General features: G+C 53.9%; 17 protein-coding genes. 7 read left to right on the top strand and 10 right to left on the bottom strand.

Going from position 1 to position 18,784, the window contains the following annotated elements; translation table 11 throughout:
- The first annotated feature begins 126 nt into the window (after positions 1–126).
- Both NIG5292_RS06735 and NIG5292_RS06730 read left to right on the top strand, forming a co-directional pair.
- Positions 127–708 (top strand): L,D-transpeptidase, encoded by a 582-nt coding sequence (locus NIG5292_RS06735; RefSeq protein ID WP_048598715.1) that lies wholly within the window; start codon positions 127–129, stop codon positions 706–708.
- A 68-nt stretch (positions 709–776) separates the two neighbouring features.
- The gene (locus NIG5292_RS06730) at positions 777–2,201 is read left to right on the top strand and encodes an aldehyde dehydrogenase family protein (protein WP_048598714.1); all 1,425 of its coding nucleotides are present in this window, start codon (positions 777–779) and stop codon (positions 2,199–2,201) included.
- A 71-nt stretch (positions 2,202–2,272) separates the two neighbouring features.
- Here the strand turns inward: NIG5292_RS06730 and NIG5292_RS06725 are convergent, their stop codons facing one another.
- The 6 genes from NIG5292_RS06725 to msrC form a co-directional block, all read right to left on the bottom strand.
- Positions 2,273–2,920: a pseudouridine synthase gene (locus NIG5292_RS06725; RefSeq protein ID WP_048598713.1), complete on the bottom strand. Its 648-nt coding sequence runs from the start codon at positions 2,918–2,920 to the stop codon at positions 2,273–2,275.
- A gap of 24 nt (positions 2,921–2,944) precedes the next feature.
- A complete protein-coding gene (locus NIG5292_RS06720) occupies positions 2,945–5,389 on the bottom strand; it encodes a GcvT family protein (RefSeq protein ID WP_048598712.1) in 2,445 nt (814 codons plus the stop codon).
- Positions 5,390–5,458: 69 nt separating this feature from the next.
- Positions 5,459–7,903, bottom strand: coding sequence for a GcvT family protein (locus NIG5292_RS06715; protein ID WP_048598711.1), 2,445 nt, complete (start codon positions 7,901–7,903; stop codon positions 5,459–5,461).
- Between the two features lie 2 nt (positions 7,904–7,905).
- Positions 7,906–8,277, bottom strand: coding sequence for a GFA family protein (locus tag NIG5292_RS06710; RefSeq protein WP_048598710.1), 372 nt, complete (start codon positions 8,275–8,277; stop codon positions 7,906–7,908).
- Positions 8,277–8,840 carry a helix-turn-helix domain-containing protein gene (locus tag NIG5292_RS06705; RefSeq protein WP_048598709.1) on the bottom strand — a complete coding sequence of 188 codons (564 nt, stop codon included), beginning with the start codon at positions 8,838–8,840 and terminating at the stop codon, positions 8,277–8,279. The genes NIG5292_RS06710 and NIG5292_RS06705 overlap by 1 nt, the downstream gene beginning before the upstream one ends.
- Positions 8,841–8,925: 85 nt before the next feature.
- Complete coding sequence (msrC, locus tag NIG5292_RS06700) at positions 8,926–9,381, bottom strand: free L-methionine (R)-S-oxide reductase MsrC (protein ID WP_233488185.1); 456 nt, start codon at positions 9,379–9,381, stop codon at positions 8,926–8,928.
- A gap of 124 nt (positions 9,382–9,505) precedes the next feature.
- On the opposite strand from msrC, the gene NIG5292_RS06695 reads away from it, so the two are divergent.
- The 3 genes from NIG5292_RS06695 to NIG5292_RS06685 all read left to right on the top strand — a co-directional run bounded on the left by NIG5292_RS06695 (position 9,506) and on the right by NIG5292_RS06685 (position 11,960).
- Positions 9,506–9,841, top strand: a complete 336-nt coding sequence (locus tag NIG5292_RS06695; RefSeq protein ID WP_048598707.1) for an STAS domain-containing protein — start codon at positions 9,506–9,508, stop codon at positions 9,839–9,841.
- 40 nt (positions 9,842–9,881) lie between these two features.
- A complete protein-coding gene (locus tag NIG5292_RS06690) occupies positions 9,882–10,316 on the top strand; it encodes an ATP-binding protein (RefSeq protein WP_158441649.1) in 435 nt (144 codons plus the stop codon).
- 72 nt (positions 10,317–10,388) lie between these two features.
- Positions 10,389–11,960, top strand: a complete 1,572-nt coding sequence (locus tag NIG5292_RS06685; protein ID WP_048598705.1) for a gamma-glutamyltransferase family protein — start codon at positions 10,389–10,391, stop codon at positions 11,958–11,960.
- A 4-nt stretch (positions 11,961–11,964) separates the two neighbouring features.
- Here the strand turns inward: NIG5292_RS06685 and hspQ are convergent, their stop codons facing one another.
- Positions 11,965–12,291 (bottom strand): heat shock protein HspQ, encoded by a 327-nt coding sequence (gene hspQ, locus NIG5292_RS06680; protein ID WP_048598704.1) that lies wholly within the window; start codon positions 12,289–12,291, stop codon positions 11,965–11,967.
- An 85-nt stretch (positions 12,292–12,376) separates the two neighbouring features.
- On the opposite strand from hspQ, the gene NIG5292_RS06675 reads away from it, so the two are divergent.
- Both NIG5292_RS06675 and NIG5292_RS06670 read left to right on the top strand, forming a co-directional pair.
- Positions 12,377–13,258 (top strand): AEC family transporter, encoded by an 882-nt coding sequence (locus NIG5292_RS06675; RefSeq protein WP_048598703.1) that lies wholly within the window; start codon positions 12,377–12,379, stop codon positions 13,256–13,258.
- Between the two features lie 79 nt (positions 13,259–13,337).
- Complete coding sequence (locus NIG5292_RS06670) at positions 13,338–13,922, top strand: transglycosylase SLT domain-containing protein (RefSeq protein WP_048598702.1); 585 nt, start codon at positions 13,338–13,340, stop codon at positions 13,920–13,922.
- A gap of 11 nt (positions 13,923–13,933) precedes the next feature.
- Here the strand turns inward: NIG5292_RS06670 and NIG5292_RS06665 are convergent, their stop codons facing one another.
- The 3 genes from NIG5292_RS06665 to NIG5292_RS06655 form a co-directional block, all read right to left on the bottom strand.
- The gene (locus NIG5292_RS06665; protein WP_233488184.1) at positions 13,934–14,533 is read right to left on the bottom strand and encodes a LolA family protein; all 600 of its coding nucleotides are present in this window, start codon (positions 14,531–14,533) and stop codon (positions 13,934–13,936) included.
- A 105-nt stretch (positions 14,534–14,638) separates the two neighbouring features.
- Positions 14,639–17,554, bottom strand: a complete 2,916-nt coding sequence (locus tag NIG5292_RS06660) for a DNA translocase FtsK (protein WP_048598701.1) — start codon at positions 17,552–17,554, stop codon at positions 14,639–14,641.
- Positions 17,555–17,565: 11 nt separating this feature from the next.
- On the bottom strand, positions 17,566–18,744 hold the full coding sequence (locus NIG5292_RS06655) for an aminotransferase class I/II-fold pyridoxal phosphate-dependent enzyme (RefSeq protein WP_048598700.1): 1,179 nt from the start codon (positions 18,742–18,744) through the stop codon (positions 17,566–17,568).
- Between the last annotated feature and the right edge of the window lie 40 nt (positions 18,745–18,784).

Below are 18,784 nucleotides of genomic sequence, written 5' to 3'. Positions count from 1 at the left end.
TAGAAATAGTGGGGCTTTTTGTTATCTGGTCGCTGTCTGAGGCAAAATTTTGTGATGCGGCGGCTTTCGTTTTGCGCCCGCATTTTGCCTTATGTTAACCATAGAAAGCGTAAACGGTGTCTTGTTATGATTTCTCGGCGATCTTTTCTTTTTGCATCACCTGCCTTGCTTGTAGCTTCTCCTGCTGCGGCGTTCTTTAAGCGTGCAGCGAAAGACCCGAATGGCGCGTACGAGCTGGAAGAGCATTTCAAACCCGCGATGGTTAAAGTCCCTGCCTCGTGGCGCGTAGGCAGTATTCGGGTGTTGTCAGACCGATTTCAGCTTTTTCATATTCGCAAGCGTGGTGTGGCGTGGCGCGTGGGCGTTTCCTTGGGCGAACAAGGCCTTGATTTCAGAGGTCGCGCCACAATTCACCGCAAAGCTGAATGGCCCCGCTGGACCCCGACGCCCGGTATGCTCAAACGACGGCCAGATCTTTATGCTCAATACAAAGGCGGGCTTGATGGCGGCGATCCGCGTAACCCCATGGGCGCGGCAGCGCTTTACATGGCAGTGAACGGGCGCCCCACATACTACCGCATTCACGGCACCAACATACCGTGGTCAATTGGGCTGGCCTATGAGACTGGCTGCATCAAACTGCGCAATGATCACATGCAAATGCTTTATCCACACGTAAAGGTCGGAACCCGCATGTTAGTGACGTAACTGAGGCTTGAACGAACCCGCCTCCTCGTGACAGTGTGCACAAAATTTAGGCCGTCAGGGAGCGCAAAATGAACACTCAGGAATTCTACATCAACGGTCAATGGGTCGCCCCCAACAGTGCTGCAACGATGGATGTCATCAACCCCTCAACCGAGGAAGTATGCGCCACGATCGCCATCGGTGATCAGGCTGACACAGATGCAGCAGTCGCAGCAGCGAAAGCCGCATTTCCCGCCTGGTCCCAAACAGACAAAGCTGACCGCGTGGCATTGTTGCAAAAGTTCCGCGACATTTACGTGTCCCGCGCCGAAGACATGGCCCAAGCAATCTCAACCGAGATGGGCGCACCGCAGCAACTTGCGCGCGTTCAGCAAATTGGCGCCGGCACATGGCACATCGACGGCTTCTTGAAAGCCTTTGACGGGTTTGAATTTGAAAAAATGCACACACCAACCGAGGCTACACTTCTGGAGCCGATTGGCGTTTGTGCGTTGATCACGCCTTGGAACTGGCCAATGAACCAGATCATCCTAAAAGTGATCCCCGCCATCGCGACCGGCTGTACAGTTGTGCTGAAACCATCCGAAGTATCCCCGCTGTCGGGTATTTTGTTCGCTGAATTCATGCATGAAGCGGGCTTTCCTGCCGGCGTGTTCAACTTGGTGAACGGGGATGGGCCCGGCGTTGGCTCACAGCTTTCATGCCACCCTGATGTGGACATGGTCAGCTTCACAGGCTCATCACGCGCAGGTATCGCAATTTCAAAAGCCGCTGCTGACACTCTCAAGCGGGTCAGCCTTGAATTGGGCGGCAAAGGTGCAAACATCATTTTCGCCGATGCAGACGAAGATGCTGTAAACCGCGGAGCGGCACGCTGTTTCCGCAACTCCGGCCAATCATGTAACGCCCCCACACGTATGCTTGTCGAACGCAGCCGCTATGATGAAGCAGTCATCCAAGCCGCAGCAACAGCAGAAGCAACACGTGTCGGCCCTGCATCTGAAGAAGGCGAGCACATCGGCCCCGTCGTGTCAGAAGCACAGTTCACCAAAATCCAAGACCTGATCGAGATTGGCAAGAAAGAAGCGCGCCTCGTCGCTGGTGGCACAGGTCGCCCAGACGGCTTGAACCGCGGCTATTTTGTTCGCCCGACAGTTTTTGCTGATGTGAACAACGACATGGAAATTGCGCGGACCGAAATTTTTGGCCCTGTGCTGTCAATCATCCCGTTTGACACCGAAGAAGAAGCTGTCGCACTGGCAAATGACACTGTCTACGGTCTTACCAACTATGTGCAAAGCTCGGACGATGCAAAGCGTATGCGCGTGGGTCGTCAACTGCGCTCAGGTATGGTTGAAACCAACGGCAAAGGCTTTGCTCAAGGCTCGCCTTTTGGCGGCTACAAGCAGTCAGGCAATGGCCGCGAAGGTGGTGCGTTCGGTCTGCATGAATTCCTTGAAGTCAAAGCACTGTCCGGATTTGTCGCCGAATAGGCACTGCGCTCGAAACAAAAAGAAGGCCTCGCAACATGCGGGGCCTTTTTCGTTACGCCTATTGCCACTGCCTAAAATGGGACCTTTGCGCGGAAACGGTGACGCTGCCCACCGTCTGGATGGTGCAATTCCAACACCTCTGAATGCAGCATCATCCGTGGATATTCTGCCGCTGTTTCAGGCGCATAAAACGGGTCGCCAATAATCGGATTTCCCATGCTAAGGCAGTGAACGCGCAACTGGTGAGACCGGCCCGTTTGCGGGAACATGCGCAGCCGCGTCTCGCCGTCCAAGCGCTTAATCACTTTCCAATTGGTGACCGCAGGCTTGCCCATCTCATGACAAATCTTCTGTAGCGGGCGGTTGGGCCAATCGACGATCATCGGCAAATCTACAGTGCCCTCGTCCCCCTCAACACTGCCATGCACCCGCGCAACATACGTCTTTTTGGGGCGGCGTTTTTCAAACTGTAGATTGATATGACGTTGGGCATAAGGCGTCAGCGCCCACACCATGACGCCACTCGTGTCGCGATCAAGCCGGTGGACCGTCAACGCTGTTGGAAACACCGCACGGACCCGCGCCTCAAGGCAATCAGCCAGATGTTCGCCCTTGCCGGGAACACTCAACAAACCCTCAGGTTTGTTCACCACGACAATCTCATGATCGTCATGTAAAATCTCTAGCGGGATATCGGGCGGGGCATAGGTATCATTCATGCCCCGCCTCTACACTGAATTATCTCAGACCTTAACCCGTTGTGACTTCGGATCGTAGAAAGGTTGCATCTGTGCTGTCGCCTCAACGCGCACACCGGCCACATCGATCTCAAATTTTGAACCGAGCATCTCAGCAGCGGTCTCACCTTTGCACGGCACGTAGCCCATGCCCATCGCAGCACCTTCGTTGTGGCCATAGGCGCCAGAGGAAAGATATCCAACCACCTCACCATCGCGTAAAATAGGCTCGTTGTGATACAACAGCGGCTCTGGATCGTTCAGTTTGAATTGCACCAAACGGTTCTCAAGGCCTGCATCCTGTTTGCGCAAAATCGCGTCGCGGCCAATGAAGTTTTCTTTGTCCTTTTTGACCGCAAAGCCAAGCCCCGCCTCAAGGATATGATCTTCAGCAGTAATGTCATGGCCAAAGTGCCGGAAGCCTTTCTCAATCCGGCAGGTATCCATCATGTGCATCCCGCATAGGCGCACGCCAAGGTCAAATCCGGCTTCAGCGACCGCCTCAAAAACATGACCGCATTGATCCGCAGAGACATAGACTTCCCACCCAAGCTCACCAACATATGTGACGCGGTGAACGCGGGCGAGGCCCATGCCGATCTCAATTTCTTGGGCCGTGCCAAAGGGGTTCACTTCGTTGCTGAAATCATTCGGCGATACAGCCTGCAACAACTCACGAGAGCGCGGCCCCATAATTGCCAGCACACCTTCACCGGCAGTAACATCCATGATCACAACGTTGAAATCACCACGGTGACGCATCAGCCAGACCTGATCCGCCTGACGTGTCGCAGCAGGCGTCACGACCAAATAGGATGTCTCGCCAAGGCGCGTCACAGTTACGTCAGCCTCAATACCAGCGCGGTTATTCAAAAACTGCGTATAGACAATTTTGCCAACGGGTACTGAGTAATTACCGCCAGCGACATAGTTCAAGAACGCCTCGGCATCTGGCCCCTCAACGCGGATTTTGCCAAATGATGACATGTCGTACATGCCCACGTTTTGACGCACAGCCATGTGCTCTTCGCGGACATTGTCAAAGAAGTTTTGACGCGACCAGCTATATTCATACGCAGGCTCCTGCGCCTCACGAGCGAACCAATTGGGGCGTTCCCAGCCAGCAAGCTCACCCATCACCGCACCACGTTCTGTCATATGGCTATGGAAAGGTGAGCGCCGCACACCGCGTGCTGTTTCTTTTTGTTTGAACGGAAAGTGATCTTTGTAAAGCAGTCCCAATGTTTCTTTAGAACGCTCATACAAATACTTCGCATTCGACTGAAACGGCTGCATCCGTGCAATGTCCACATCACCCAGATCAAACGGTTTTTCACCGCTATCCATCCACTCGGCCAGCGCGTGACCCGCCCCACCAGCAGACTGAATGCCAATCGAGTTGAAGCCACATGCTACCCAGAAATTATCCAACTCGGGCGCAAGACCAAGGTGATACGCATCATCGGGCGTGAAGCTTTCCGGGCCATTAAAGAACGTGTGAATACCCGCCTCAGCAAGCAGCGGCACACGGTCCACGGCTTTTTCCAAAATTGGCTCAAAATGATCAAAATCCTCGGGCAGTTGATCAAATTCGAAATCCTCAGGAATGCCATCCATCGCCCAAGGTTTGGCTTCAGGCTCGAACGCGCCAAGCAAAATCTTACCGGCATCTTCTTTGTAATACGCATATTCGTCTGGCACCCGCAGGACGGGCAGCTGCGTCATGCCGGGAATGTTTTCAGTGACAATATAGAAATGCTCACAAGCATGAAGCGGCACCGAAACGCCAGCCATTTTGCCAACCTCACGGCCCCACATGCCACCGCAGTTCACGACCATGTCTGCTTCGATATGACCGGTATTTCCATCCTCAGTTTGCCAATCGACACCGGTGACACGTTGCCCTTGTTTGGCAATGCCAGTCACTTTTACGCGCTCTTTAATAAGCGCACCGTTCTGACGCGCGCCCTTAGCTAGCGCGAGTGCAATGTTGGCCGGATCGCCCTGCCCGTCCTTGGGCAGATAAACTGCACCGACAACCCCATCGAGGTTGATATGCGGGTAAAGCTCTTGGACACGCTCGTTAGAGATTTCCTCAACCTCAACACCGAAAGCGCGCGCCATTGCAGCTTGGCGGTAGATCTCTTCACGCCGCTCTTCGGTCAGCGCAACCGTGATTGAACCACAGCGTTTGAAGCCCGTAGCAACACCAGTTTCTGCTTCAAGCTCGCCGTAAAGTTCTTGGGAATATTTAGCCAATTTCGTCATGTTAGCCGTTGCCCGGAGCTGCGCAATCAGCCCCGCTGCGTGCCACGTTGTGCCAGACGTCAGCTGCTTACGCTCAAGCAAGACAATGTCTTTCCACCCTTTTTTCGCAAGGTGATAGGCGACAGAACAACCAATTACGCCACCGCCAATGATGACAACGCGGGCTTTTTCAGGAAAGCTCATCAGAAGGATCCTTAAAGATAATAAAAATGAAAGCCGCAGCCCAAATGGGCCGCGCCGAAGCCAAGTAAACTACGCGCGAATGCGAGCGTTCTCAGGGTCCCAAAGGGGCTGATCTTCTTGCACCACTGCCGCCATACGCTTGCCGAAGACATCAATCTCAAGCTGAGTACCAGCAACCGCCGCATCAATGCGAACCATGCCCAGCGCAATGGCCTGATCACACCGATAACCATAAGCGGCAGATGTGACTTCACCGACCACTTCACCATTTGCATAGACCGGCGCCATATAGGGCGCATCTTGCTCGCCCGCCTCCACAGTCATGGTGACAAAAGCTTTCTTACGCCCCTGCTGGTGCTCTGCTGCGATAGCCGCTTTGCCCACGAAGTCCTGCGGTTTATCGAGGCGCACAAAACGCTCCATCCCGCTTTCAAGCACTGTGTAGTCTGACGACAGATCACCCTTCCACGCACGGTAACCTTTTTCGATCCGCATACTGTTAAGGGCATACATCCCGAACGGCGTTGCACCGGCGGCAAGCACAGCGTCATAGATGACCTTGATACTGCTCATCGGTGCATGAATTTCCCAGCCCAACTCACCAGCAAAGCTAACACGGATCAAACGCGCCTGTTCACCAGCCACGGTTGCATCTTGGATCGTTAGCCACCCCAACGACAGATCACCATCGGTCAAGCCAGCCAACAATTCGCGCGACTTCGGTCCAGTCAGAATGAGGGTCGAATAGTCGTCTGTGATATCCACCAACTCAAGACCATCAGGCAACCGGTCGCGCAGCACTTCAAAGTCATGCCACTGCGCAGGTGCTGCGGTGATAAGTTGAAATTCGTCTTCGCCTAAACGGCCAACAGACATCTCAGTAAGAAGGCGGCCTTTGGTGTCTGCGAAATACGCAAGGTTCATCCGGCCAATCTTTGGCAACGCGCCCGTAATTGTGGATCGAAGCGCCTCAGCAGCACCTTCGCCCTTAAGCATGAACCGCGAGAACCCGGGCAAATCCAGAACACCGACACCGTCACGCACCGCTTCTACTTCAGCTTTGATGCGGGGTTCCCATGGACCTGCGCGGTCCCATGTTTCTGTACTCTCTATTGAGGTATCATCGCCGTCTTTGGCAAACCAGTTCGCACGCTCCCAGCCGTTATAGGCTCCCATGACGCCGCCGTTTGCACGAACGGTCGCATCATTGGGTGACAGCTTTTTGTCACGCCCTGCAGGCCATTCTTTGTGCGGGAAATGCATTCCGTATTCATGGCCATAAGTCTCGAGCGACTTTTGCAAGTTGTAGTCGAAATCAGCATGTGCGGTGTAGCGGCGCGGATCAACGGCCCACATATCGTTTGAGGTCTCTCCGTGGATCAGCCATTCGGCCATTACTTTACCTGCTCCGCCGCCTTGCACGATACCAAACGTAAAGCTGTGGGCCTCAAAGGCGTTTTGCACGCCAGGCATCGGACCTATCATCGGTAAGCCATCGGGGGCATATGGGATTGGGCCGTTAATGTTGCGGCCAACGCCACCGGTCCCAAGCAAAGGCACGCGCTCCATCGCGTCTTCAATGTACCATTCCAAGCGGTCCAGATCATCGGGATACAGCTGGAAGCTGAAATCGTGCGGCATTGGATCTTCTTTCGTGGTCCAATGCGCCTTGCAGTTGAATTCATATGGCCCAAGGTTCAGACCATTTTTGTCTTGGCGCAGATAATAGCTGCTATCTACATCGCGGATCATCGGTGTCTTGCGCCCGTTTTCCTGGGTCCACTGTTTGATCTCGTCAATCTCTTCGGTCAGAAAATATTGGTGTGACATCACCGTCAACGGCACATCGCGGCCACCGAAAGGCTTGAACCACTCGCCTACACGCGCTGCATAATACCCCGCCGCGTTCACAACTTTCTCACAGCGGATATCGCCTTTTTCCGTGTGAACGATCCACTCATCCCCATCACGTGATACACCCGTCGCTGGACAAAAGCGCTGGATGTTCGCCCCCAAATCTCGCGCACCTTTGGCCAGCGCTTGGGTCAGTTGTGCGGGGTCAATGTCACCGTCAAGCGGGTCCCAAAGGATACCTTCAAGATCATGCGTCTCAACAAAGGGGTTATAATCCTTCATCTCCTCGCGGGTGATCATGTCCATCTGCAAGCCCATCGCGCGGGCTTGTCCAGCAACTTTTTCAAACTCCATAGCACGTTCTTTAGTGTGACCTAAACGCAGCGCACCCGTGACATGATAATTCATCGGGTAGTCGACCTCATCCGCGAGGCCACGGTACATCTCAAGCGAATAGCGCTGCATGTTCATCACGGCCCAATTGGGCGCAAAGTTGGGGCAGTTGCCCGCTGCATGCCATGTCGAGCCCGCCGTCAGCTCATTCTTTTCAAGAAGCACACAGTCCGTCCAACCTTCTTTGGCGAGATGGTAAAGTGTGGAGACACCCACAACACCGCCCCCAATAATAACAACCCGCGCTGTCGTTGGAAAATCCACCATGTCTAGTTCTCCCTTTGCGGTAAATCATCCGCGATTGTGTAATAGTCGCCCTTGGCGCCTACGTGTATGTGTTCATCAAGCTGACCCTCGGTTGGCCCATCAATGGCCCCAAGCGAGAAACTAACGCTTGGCTCACCAGCTAGTTTCCAAAATAAAACGCTGCCGCAGGTCGGGCAGAAGCCGCGCTGTGCTGTCTGCGAAGACGCAAACCACGACACAGCGCCGGTGATTGAAATACCTGTGTCGCTTACTTGGCCTGCTGCCCAATAGTGGCCCGATTGTTTGCGGCACTGTGTGCAGTGACACGCCGCCATTCGCGTGACGGGTTCAGTCACTTCAAAACTGCAGCCCCCGCACAGGCATGACCCGCGCATCAATAGACCGGTGGTGCGATAACCCAGACCGCCTCACATGTTTCACTGTAGGGGTTCGCCCACCGGAAAGGTTGACCCTTCACGCGGAAGCTATCCCCTTTTGAGAGGGTAAACGTCTTGTCCGCGATGGTTACGTCAAGTTTGCCCCGCACAATATACCCAACCTCTTGTGTCGGGCGCTCTACGAACTGCTCAAGAACGGCGCCCACTGCAAAGCTTGAATGCACCACCTCAAAGTCATCGCTAAGATCGGGCGACAAAAGCTCCTCAACCAGACCGGCGGCGCGTGATCCGATTGGGCGGCGCGCACCTGCACGAACGATCAGCCCCTCCTCGTCAGGGGCTGCATTTACGCGAAACAAAGACGACACAGACACATCAAGTGCACGCGCCATGTCACGCAAATCATTGATTGAAGGCTCAGACATATCGCGCTCAACCTGCGACACCCAGCCGACAGAGCGACCAAGCGTATCCGCAAGATCTTGCAGCTTCATACCACGCGCTTTGCGCAGGGCTCTTAAGTCAGCGCCAAGCGTTTTGACCGGCTGTTCATGTCGCACGACTCAAACCTCTTCGTGAAAAAATAATGCGTTATTTCACGTAGCCGGAAAATTCTGGTTTTGCCAAGATAAAAATTTCAGTTGGCTAAAGAACTTTTTGAAAAACACGGTGCAACAAAGATGTCATCTGCTGCACGTCTTCATTTGTAAAAGCAGCAGGCTGATCGCTGTCCAAATCGAACACCGCCAAAAGAGTACCATGCCCATCAAATACGGGCAAAACCAACTCAGACTGCGTGGACGACGCACATGCAATATGCCCCTCAAACGCATGAACATCCGCAACCAACTGTGGGGACTGAAGGCGCGCTGCAGCGCCACAAACACCACGAGAAAACGGAATTTTTAGGCATCCGTGCCCACCTTGATATGGGCCGATTTTCAAAACTTCGGGTTCTGTCACGCGGTAAAACCCAGTCCAATCAAACCGATCATCCGCGTGATGCACCTCGCACACGACCGTCGCCATCAGAGCAATCTCATCTGTTTCACCTTCAGTCAGCGCATCAATGGTTTTGTGCAAAGCGGGATAATCAATCATGACGGGCGGCTCTGGTTTGGTGATCATTTTAGATAAATGCGCTGCGGATCACGCGGGCACAAGAAAGGAATTGGTAACGGTTGGGCCTTTACACCCGTCTGCAGGGTGAACCGGAGGGTAAAAGGTGAGACTAACACAAACAACGACGCCAGCAGGATTGATCCTGCGCGTCGAAGAGGCAAGGATTGACGCGATGGCGGCGATTGCATTCAAAGACGCGATGAGAGCCGCCACACAAGACGAGACAGGCCGCACGATACTTGATCTTAGCGAAGTAACATTCATTGATTCCAGCGGGCTTGGTGCGATCGTTGCGGCACTTAAACAAATGCCAAACGGCACAGCGCTAGAGCTTGCCTGCTTGTCCTCAGCTGTCGAAAAGGTTTTCAGCCTGACGCGCATGGACACTGTTTTCAAAATCCACAAACAACTGCCAGTGACGTATCCCGCAGATGTGTGAAAAAGCTTTGAGCCAAACGCGCGCCGTTGAGGCGTCTAATATGCTTTTTGAAGTGCAGTGCGACGCCACTCCGACAGGTATTCGGCGCGTGCTCCATAGCATTCGTACGCAACTGTCCAAACGCACACTAGGTGGCGCCGAAACAATTACCATTGCCGAATTGGTATTGGCAGAAATTCTGAACAACATCAGTGAGCACGCTTACAGCAACACAGATTGTGGCACGATCAATGTCACGGCCGATGATCTGGTTTGGGCGTGGCAGTTTCATGTCTTTGATAAAGGCATGGCCATTCCTGAGGCTGTGCAGCTGCCAACTGAAGCAGCTACACCTGAGGCAAGTCGCCTACCTGAAAGTGGTTTCGGCCTGATCATCATCAACACCTTGGCTGACAATCTTGAGTACAAGCGCAGCAACGGCACAAACCACCTAAGCTTTATCATCACCAAAGTGCCAGCGCCCACACCACATTAATTCGAAAGCCCCATAGACGAGCCAAAGATTTAGCCTAATGTCTGCCCAACCAGATCATAAGCGAGGCACGTCATGCGCGATTTCCACAAACCACACCGCTCTTCCGTTTTCGCGCAAGATGCTATGGTGGCCACATCCCACCCAATCGGCAGCAAAATCGCGCTTGATATCATTGCAAAGGGTGGCAACGCGATGGACGCGGCTATCTCTGCAGCAATTGTACTGGGACTGTGTGAGCCACAAATGACTGGGCTAGGCGGCGATTGCTTTGTTCTTTTCACGCCGCCAAACAGCAACGAAATCAAGGCCATGAACGGATCAGGCCACGCGCCCGCTGGCCTTTCCGCCGCTAAATTACGCGCGGACGGTCATGACACTATTCCACTCCGCGATGCTTCTGCCGTCACAATTCCCGGCGCTGTTGATGCCTTTGCGCGGCTCTCCAAAGACTGGGGGCAGCTACCCTGGGATGTTCTGCTGCAACCGTCTATGCACTACGCTGAGCACGGTATACCCGTTGCGCCACGTGTTGCCTTTGATTGGGCGGAGGGGCTTGAAGCACTTCAGGGAAGCGCGCGCGATCAATTCCTCAAGGGCGGCGAGGTCTACAAAACCGGTGAACTATTCCGCGACCCACGACAGCTGAAATTGTTGCGCCATTTGGCGGAACACGGCCGCGATGGTTTCTACACGGGCGCAGTCGCTGAAGAAATGGTAGCGACGCTAAATGCGGCTGGCGGCACGCACACGATGGACGACTTTGCCAGCACCCAGTGCGATTACACACAGCCCATTTCCGGCACCTACGGTGATTTGGAAGTGGTCGAGCACCCGCCAAACGGACACGGCGCGACAGCGATCCTCATGATGAACATGATGAAGCGCTTTGACATTAAATCCATGGACCCGTTTGGCGCAGAGCGCGTGCATATTGAAGCCGAAATCGCAAAGCTTGCCTATGACGCACGCAACCGGTTCATCGCTGACACAGGCACGCCGACCGATTATCTGTTGTCCCAAGATACTGCGGACCGTTTGTGCGACCTGATCGATCCCAAACAAGCGATGGCTGATCCCAAAGCCATCTCGGAAGCTGTTCACAAAGATACGATCTACATCACTGTCGTCGATAAAAACCGGATGAGTGTTTCGTTGATCTATTCTGTATTTCACGGTTTCGGTTCTGGCATCGCCACACCCAACTACGGGGTTTTGTTCCAAAACCGTGGCGCAGGCTTCACGCTTGAAGAAGGTCACCCAAACGAGGCTGCGGGCGGTAAGCGCCCAATGCACACAATCATTCCGGGCATCGTCAAAAAAGCAGGTCGCGTGCTTATGCCGTTCGGCGTGATGGGTGGTGCATATCAACCAAATGGGCATGCGCGTTTGATCAGCAACATGGTCGACTTTGACATGTCAGTTCAGAACGCCATTGATGCGCCCCGTTCGTTTGCGGACAAGGGAACCCTGAAGGTTGAGCGCGGCTACAGCGATGATGTGCGCAACGAACTAACCGGCCTTGGCCATACTGTTGATGTACCAGACACCCCAATTGGCGGCGCGCAGGCGATTGTTTTGCATGACAACGGTGTGCTGGAAGGTGGCTCTGATCCGCGCAAAGACGGATGCGCCTTGGGCATCTGACCTGCTAGTTTAGCTGGTATTGCAGTTGGTAGGCCCCATCATTGAAGGGGCCAAACATCTCATCCAAATCGGGATGGCCAACTGGCTCTCCGGAGTAGTCTGCGATCAGGTTTTGCTCGGAAACATAGGCGACATAGTAGCTTTGCTCATTTTCCGCCAAAAGGTGATAAAAAGGCTGGTCCTTCACAGGCCGGCTTTCCTCGGGAATTGAGTCGTACCACTCTTCGGTGTTGGCAAACTCTGCATCCACGTCGAAAACCACACCGCGGAACGGGTGGTTTTTATGCCGAACGATTTGGCCCAGATAGTATTTTGCGCGCGTTTTGAGCATAGCGTTGTAACCCCCGAGGCCATTGCCTAAACTTTGTAACAACGTGAGTCTAGGGCTCCGAACCCCAAATCGAAGGAAACAGTTTGTGAACCTCGCATTAACAGTTCTCGAGATCACAGCACCAGTATTTATCCTTGGCATGATTGGCTTTGTTTGGGTGAAAATGGGCTTTGAGTATCGTGTCGAATTCGTCACGCGGCTGGCCATGACCATATCTGTGCCCTGCTTGATCTTTGTTGCTTTGATGCAAACTGAAATTGATCCAAACGCGCTAACGCTGCTGTCTCTTGCCACTGTTGCGGCATACGGCGCGGTAACCCTGCTGTGCTGGGGGCTGGTCGCAATAGGCAAGCTCGACCGGCGCACCTATCTTGCCCCGTTAATCATGGGCAACACTGGTAACCTTGGCCTGCCGCTGTGCCTTTTTGCGTTTGGAGAGGCCGGCTTTGGCTATGCGGTTGTGGTTTTCGCGATCATGGCAATCTACTCGTTCACCTTTGGCATCTGGTTGGTCGCGGGGGGCGGCTCCCCGCTTAAGGTCCTCAAGGAGCCTATCGTAGCGGCCACCATTTTGGGTGCGTTGTTTTTGTGGCAAGGCTGGGAAACACCGACATTCCTGACAAACGCCTTGGGCCTTGTTGGGGATATGGCGATCCCGATTATGCTAATCACTTTGGGGGTCGCCGTGGCCCGCCTCACGCCAGCGCACCTTCCCCTTTCAATCATTTTGTCAGCACTTAAAGTTGTGGTCTGCGTCGGCGCCGCAGCTCTTCTCGCGCAATGGTTTGGATTAGAATCCACGGCGGCAGCAGTTTTGATTGTGCAAATCGCGACGCCTGTCGCAGTGACATCTTATCTACTCGCAGAAAAATACGGTGCGGACGCAGATGCGGTTGCGGGCTTGGTGGTTGCTTCAACAGTGATGTCGTTGATCACGATCCCGCTGACATTAGCGTTTCTGGTGTAGCAAAATCCAAAACATGTTTCGCGGATCCCTCAATTGAGTTATGTTCCACGCATAACCCGATAAAAATGGGGACAGGCAGATGAAACGACTATCCAGAGCATTGATGTTTTGCGTGCTAATCGCAGGGTGCGGCAGCAGCAATTATTCAGCCCCCCGCAATCTTGATAATGCTTGCAGCATTCTCAACCAGCGCCCGTCTTACCTGACGGCGATGCGCAAGACCGAGCGCAAGTGGGGCGTACCTGTCGCCGTTCAAATGGCAGCGATTTACCAAGAGAGTAAGTTCATCGCGAACGCACGCACGCCCTATCGTTATGCGCTTGGGGTTATTCCGATGGGCCGCCAAAGTTCTGCCTATGGATACAGCCAAGCGCTTGATGCAACATGGGACGAGTACCGCTCTGAGCAACGCCGTTGGGCTGCACGCCGCGACCGTATTGGCGATGCTACTGACTTTATGGGGTGGTACATGGTTAAGTCGCGCGATGGCTTGGGCATCCCGCTCAACGACGCTCGCAATCAATACCTTGCCTATCATGAGGGTCGCACTGGATACGCGCGGGGTAGTTATAATCGCAAGCCGTGGTTGCTACGGGTCTCACGTGAAGTCGGTAACCGCGCAGTAACTTATGACAGTCAGCTCCGCGCCTGCGGCAAGGCATAAGCGCGTAACCGCTAATTCCAATTTTCTGCCTCTTGGGGGATGCTGAACAAGCGCGCTCCAAGAGGGATGTCCATCTCAAGCTGACCAAGGATCACAGTTGTCTCTGAGCCGATCTCATCCGTGATGATCCACTGACGAAGCTGCGTTGGGCTGTCGGTGAACACCAGCTGAATGCTACCGTATTGTGGATTTTCAGGGTCCTGTGCGCGCACAAACGTCGCCGTACCATCAAATTCATGTCCCACAACCATATCGCGTTTTGCCAAGTCCACGTTGCGTTCCAGCAAAAGGTTCAGCGGTGTGCGGCGCAGCGGATATTGATCGGGGTTATTTGCTGACTTGCCATCAAAGATCGCCACCTGACTACCGCCAGCCATGACAAGCGTTTGCTCTGGCGGGTTGTACTCAAACCGGATGCGTCCGGGGCGTTTGATGTAAATCGTGCCCGTAGAAATAGTTTGGTCCGCATTGATCTGCGTGAACTCACCCCGCGCAGTGGTCATGTCGTTGAGGTAGCCCGATATCTGATCCAGTGAGAGCTTCTCAGCAGCAGATGCAGAAACGCCAAGCGCCAAAAGCATCATCATCGCAAAACTAGCTATTTTCGTCATTCTATTCATCCGCATCCAAACCTGTGCATCATTTACATGACACTGTTTCGCGGAGTTACCAGTGCTAGGCAATAACATCGCCTAACACTTTCGTTTTTGCGCGTATTACTGCGCCTCTGGGATCAGGATCTCGCGTTTGCCAACGTGGTTAGCAGGAGAGACAAGACCTTCTTCCTCCATCTGCTCTACAAGGCGCGCGGCCTTGTTGTACCCAATTGCCAGTTTACGCTGAATATAACTGGTCGAGCACTTGCGATCCTTAACCACGATTTGCACCGCAGTATCATACAGCGCATCTTCGCCATCGGTATTGCCACCGAGCCCAAGAACCAGATCGATATCACTTTCTTGATCCGACGCAGGGCCATCAACAACACCACTTTTATATTCAGGCGGGCCAAAAGCCTTGAGGTAATTTACAATTTCCTCAACTTCTTCATCTGAGCAGAATGGTCCATGAACACGAGTAATTTTGGAGCCCCCAGCCATATAAAGCATGTCACCCATGCCCAAAAGCTGCTCGGCGCCCTGCTCACCCAGAATGGTGCGACTATCAATTTTTGAAGTCACTTGGAACGAAATCCGCGTGGGGAAGTTTGCCTTAATTGTACCTGTGATAACGTCAACAGAAGGACGTTGAGTGGCCATGATCAGGTGAATGCCCGACGCGCGCGCCATTTGTGCAAGACGCTGAATACAGGCTTCGATCTCTTTACCCGCCACCATCATCAGGTCTGCCATCTCATCAACGATGACCACGATGTAGGGCAGCACTTCGGGCTGGAATTCTTCGCTCTCAAAAATCGGTTCACCCGTATCTTCGTCAAAACCGGTTTGAACCGTGCGGCTGAACAGCTCACCTTTGGCCAAAGTGTCGCGGACGCGGCTGTTGTAACCTTCAATATTACGCACACCCATTTTCGACATCTTGCGGTAGCGCTCTTCCATCTCGCCCACAGTCCACTTCAGCGCAACAACTGCCTTTTTAGGGTCAGTCACAACAGGGCTAAGCAGATGTGGAATACCGTCATAAACACTCAGTTCGAGCATTTTGGGGTCAATCATGATCAGGCGGCACTCATCGGGTGTAAGTTTATAAAGCAGCGACAAAATCATTGTGTTGATCGCCACAGACTTACCAGAACCGGTTGTCCCCGCAATCAGCAGGTGAGGCATCTTGGCAAGGTTAGCCACGATACTTTCGCCGCCAATATCTTTGCCCAAGGCAAGCGGCAGACGCATGCTGCTGTCGCCAAAATCACGTGCTGATAGGATTTCGCGCAGGACTACCATTTCACGGTTTTCGTTGGGCAACTCGATCCCAATAACAGAACGTCCCGGCACGGTAGAAACACGCGCGGAAAGCGCAGACATTGAACGCGCAATGTCATCGGCCAGACCAATAACGCGGCTGGCCTTCAAACCCGGCGCTGGCTCAAGCTCGTACATCGTTACAACGGGGCCTGGGCGAACACTGACAATCTCACCCTTTACGCCGTAATCATCCAGAACGCTTTCCAGCATCCGTGCGTTTTGCTCAAGCGCATCATCGGACAGATGGTGCCGCTCAACAGTGTCTGGCGCACGCAACAGGTTCAATGGCGGCAGGTCAAACTGGCTCGCGCTTTCCTCAAACTCTAGGGCTGGCTGCGCCTCAGCTTTGGCCTGACGCGATGGCACGACCGCTTTTTTCACAGGATGCTGTACAACTGAACGCGCTTGCGGTGTGGGAATTTGCATAGGCGGCGTTTGAGTTACAGCCGCATAAGGGTCAGCCACATCGGGCGTTACCGGATCATAACTTTCAACTAAGGCATCTGGCCCCTCATCAAGGGCCTCATGAAACATTGGCGCCTCATCCGCATACATCTGTGGCGGAGTTGTTTGGGCAATCAACGGCTCAGGGCCACGGGGCGTCAATGATGGCTCAACGCGCACCGCAGTTTGTGGCGCGGCTTGCGCTACACCGCGCGCGCGGTTCTTAATCGCGTCAGAAATACGCGCAGATACAGTGCCCGCATCCGGTGCAGACAAATCAGCACTTAAAGCCGGTTCAACCAACTCTGGTTCAGGCATCGGTGCAGGTTTTGGCATCAAGCGCGCAAGCAGGCCTTTCTTTGGCTCGGCCACCGGCATCGGCGCGGGGCGTGGATCAGCAACCAAGGGAGCCGCATTTGTAGCTACCGTAGGCTCGACCCCAAATGCAGGGTCAGCACGTACAACAGACGCCACGCGTGCTTTTTCTTCCGCGCTATGCATCATAGGTAAAAGTGTTTCATGACGGTGTGCTGCCTCAAGTGCTTTTGCATCCGCGCGTGCCTCACGCATCTGCGCGTGACGCTCGGCCATGTGGCGCGCTGCAACACCCGCTCCGGAAGCGCCTTTACCCAACACTTTCAACGTCTGCGCATACGTGACAACCAAACCCACCAACAGGAAACGTCCGATCACACGCAGCTCATCTTTGATGAACCCAAGCACGAACAGACCAAGCGCCACAGTGCCCAAACCAGTCAGCAGGGACATCAGCTTGACCCCGAACGCGGGGGAAAACGGCAAGATACTAAGGATGACCGCAAGAGTAGTCTCGCCAAACAATCCGCCCAAGCCAAACGAGTGGTTCCAATCCGCAGGTGGCGTCAGGCTTGCACCATAGATAGAGGCGATCGCGACAAAAATTGGAAAGAAGATCAGACAGCTCACCGCACGTTCTTGACCGCGGTGCAAAATAAAGCGCACGCCCCACGCGATAAACACTGCTGGGATGACCCATGCACCTTTACCCACGATCATGAAAAGCGGGCCAGACAGTGCCGCGCCAAAGCGGCCAAGCCAATTCTCGATCGGTGCTGTTGTGGCGACCATAAAGTTTGGATCGGACGGGGAATAACTCCACAGCATCGCCCAGCTCAGCGCGCCCAAGACCAAAAGGCCAAGACCAATCAACTCTTTCGAGCGTTTTTCAATCGCCGCCTGCATGTCCGTATCGAACAAAGGGTCACCTTGTGTGCGTAGTGCCATATCCCGTTTCCTCATCCGTAGATGCAGTCGCGTAAAGCAAGAAGCCCGCGCTGCACGTCTTGTTTTGGGGCCACCAATGCGACCCGAATATAATTTTGCCCCGGATTACCTGCATCCGTATCGCGGCTCAGATAACTACCAGGCAGAACACGAACGCCCGTTTGCGTCCAAAGCTTTACTGCTGCTTGTTCTGCGTCCTCGACGGGCAACCACAAAAAGAAGCCAGCCTCGGGCGATTGATAGCCTTCGACATCAGCAAAAATCTCATCGGCTAGATCAAACTTCTCTGCGTAAAGCGCCCGAGACGCCGCAACGTGGGTTTCATCGTTCCAACACGCCACAGCAACATGCTGCAACGGCAATGGCAGTGGTGTACCAGCATAGTTTCTCAGCTGTTTCATGCGCGCAATGTTCTGCGGCCCTGACACAACAAACCCTGAGCGTAAGCCCGCCAAATTTGACCGCTTTGACAGCGAATGGAAAATCAAGACACGCTCGGGATCAGCACCCATTTTTTGCGCAACTTCCAGCGCACCAGTCGGCGGGGCGTCGCGGTAGACCTCGGAATAGCACTCATCCGCGATAATCTTAAAATCAAACCGCTCGGCCAAACCAATCAACTCGCGCCAATAGCTTTCCGTTGCTACGGCACCCTGCGGGTTCGCCGGTGAACAGATATAACACATGGCAGTACGCTTAAGCACATCTTCGGGCAGGCCTGCGTAATCAGGCAAAAAGCCGGTCTCTGCAGTGGCATTTACATAAATGGGCTCGGCAGACGCGCTCAGCGTGCTGACTGCATAAACTTGATAAAACGGGTTCGGAATAAGGACGACTGGCGGCTGCCCGTTCTTACTTTCAGGGCACAGCGCCATGTTCACATTATACAGGCCCTCTCGGGTCCCGTTAAGCGTTAGGACCTCAGTCGCTGCATCAACTTTTGCGCCGAACCGGCGACCAACCCAAGAGGCGATGGCTTCAAGTAACTCTGGCGCGCCATCGTTGGGGGGGTATTTGTTAAAGCCCGACACGTGGGCCGCAAGAACCTCGGGGACAAATTCGGGAAACGCATGCTGTGGCTCACCAATGGTCATAGCAATCGGTTCACCGCCGGACGGCAGGTGGTCCAATAACGCGCGCAAACGCGGAAATGCATAGGCCGGAAGGGCACTAAACCGCTGGGGATACATCAATACTGCCTCATGTTCGGGATCATTATCGCCCCGTTAT

This window comes from Nereida ignava (assembly GCF_001049735.1).
Taxonomy (GTDB): Bacteria; Pseudomonadota; Alphaproteobacteria; order Rhodobacterales; family Rhodobacteraceae; genus Nereida; species Nereida ignava.
This window is presented reverse-complemented; position numbering and strand designations above follow the sequence as displayed.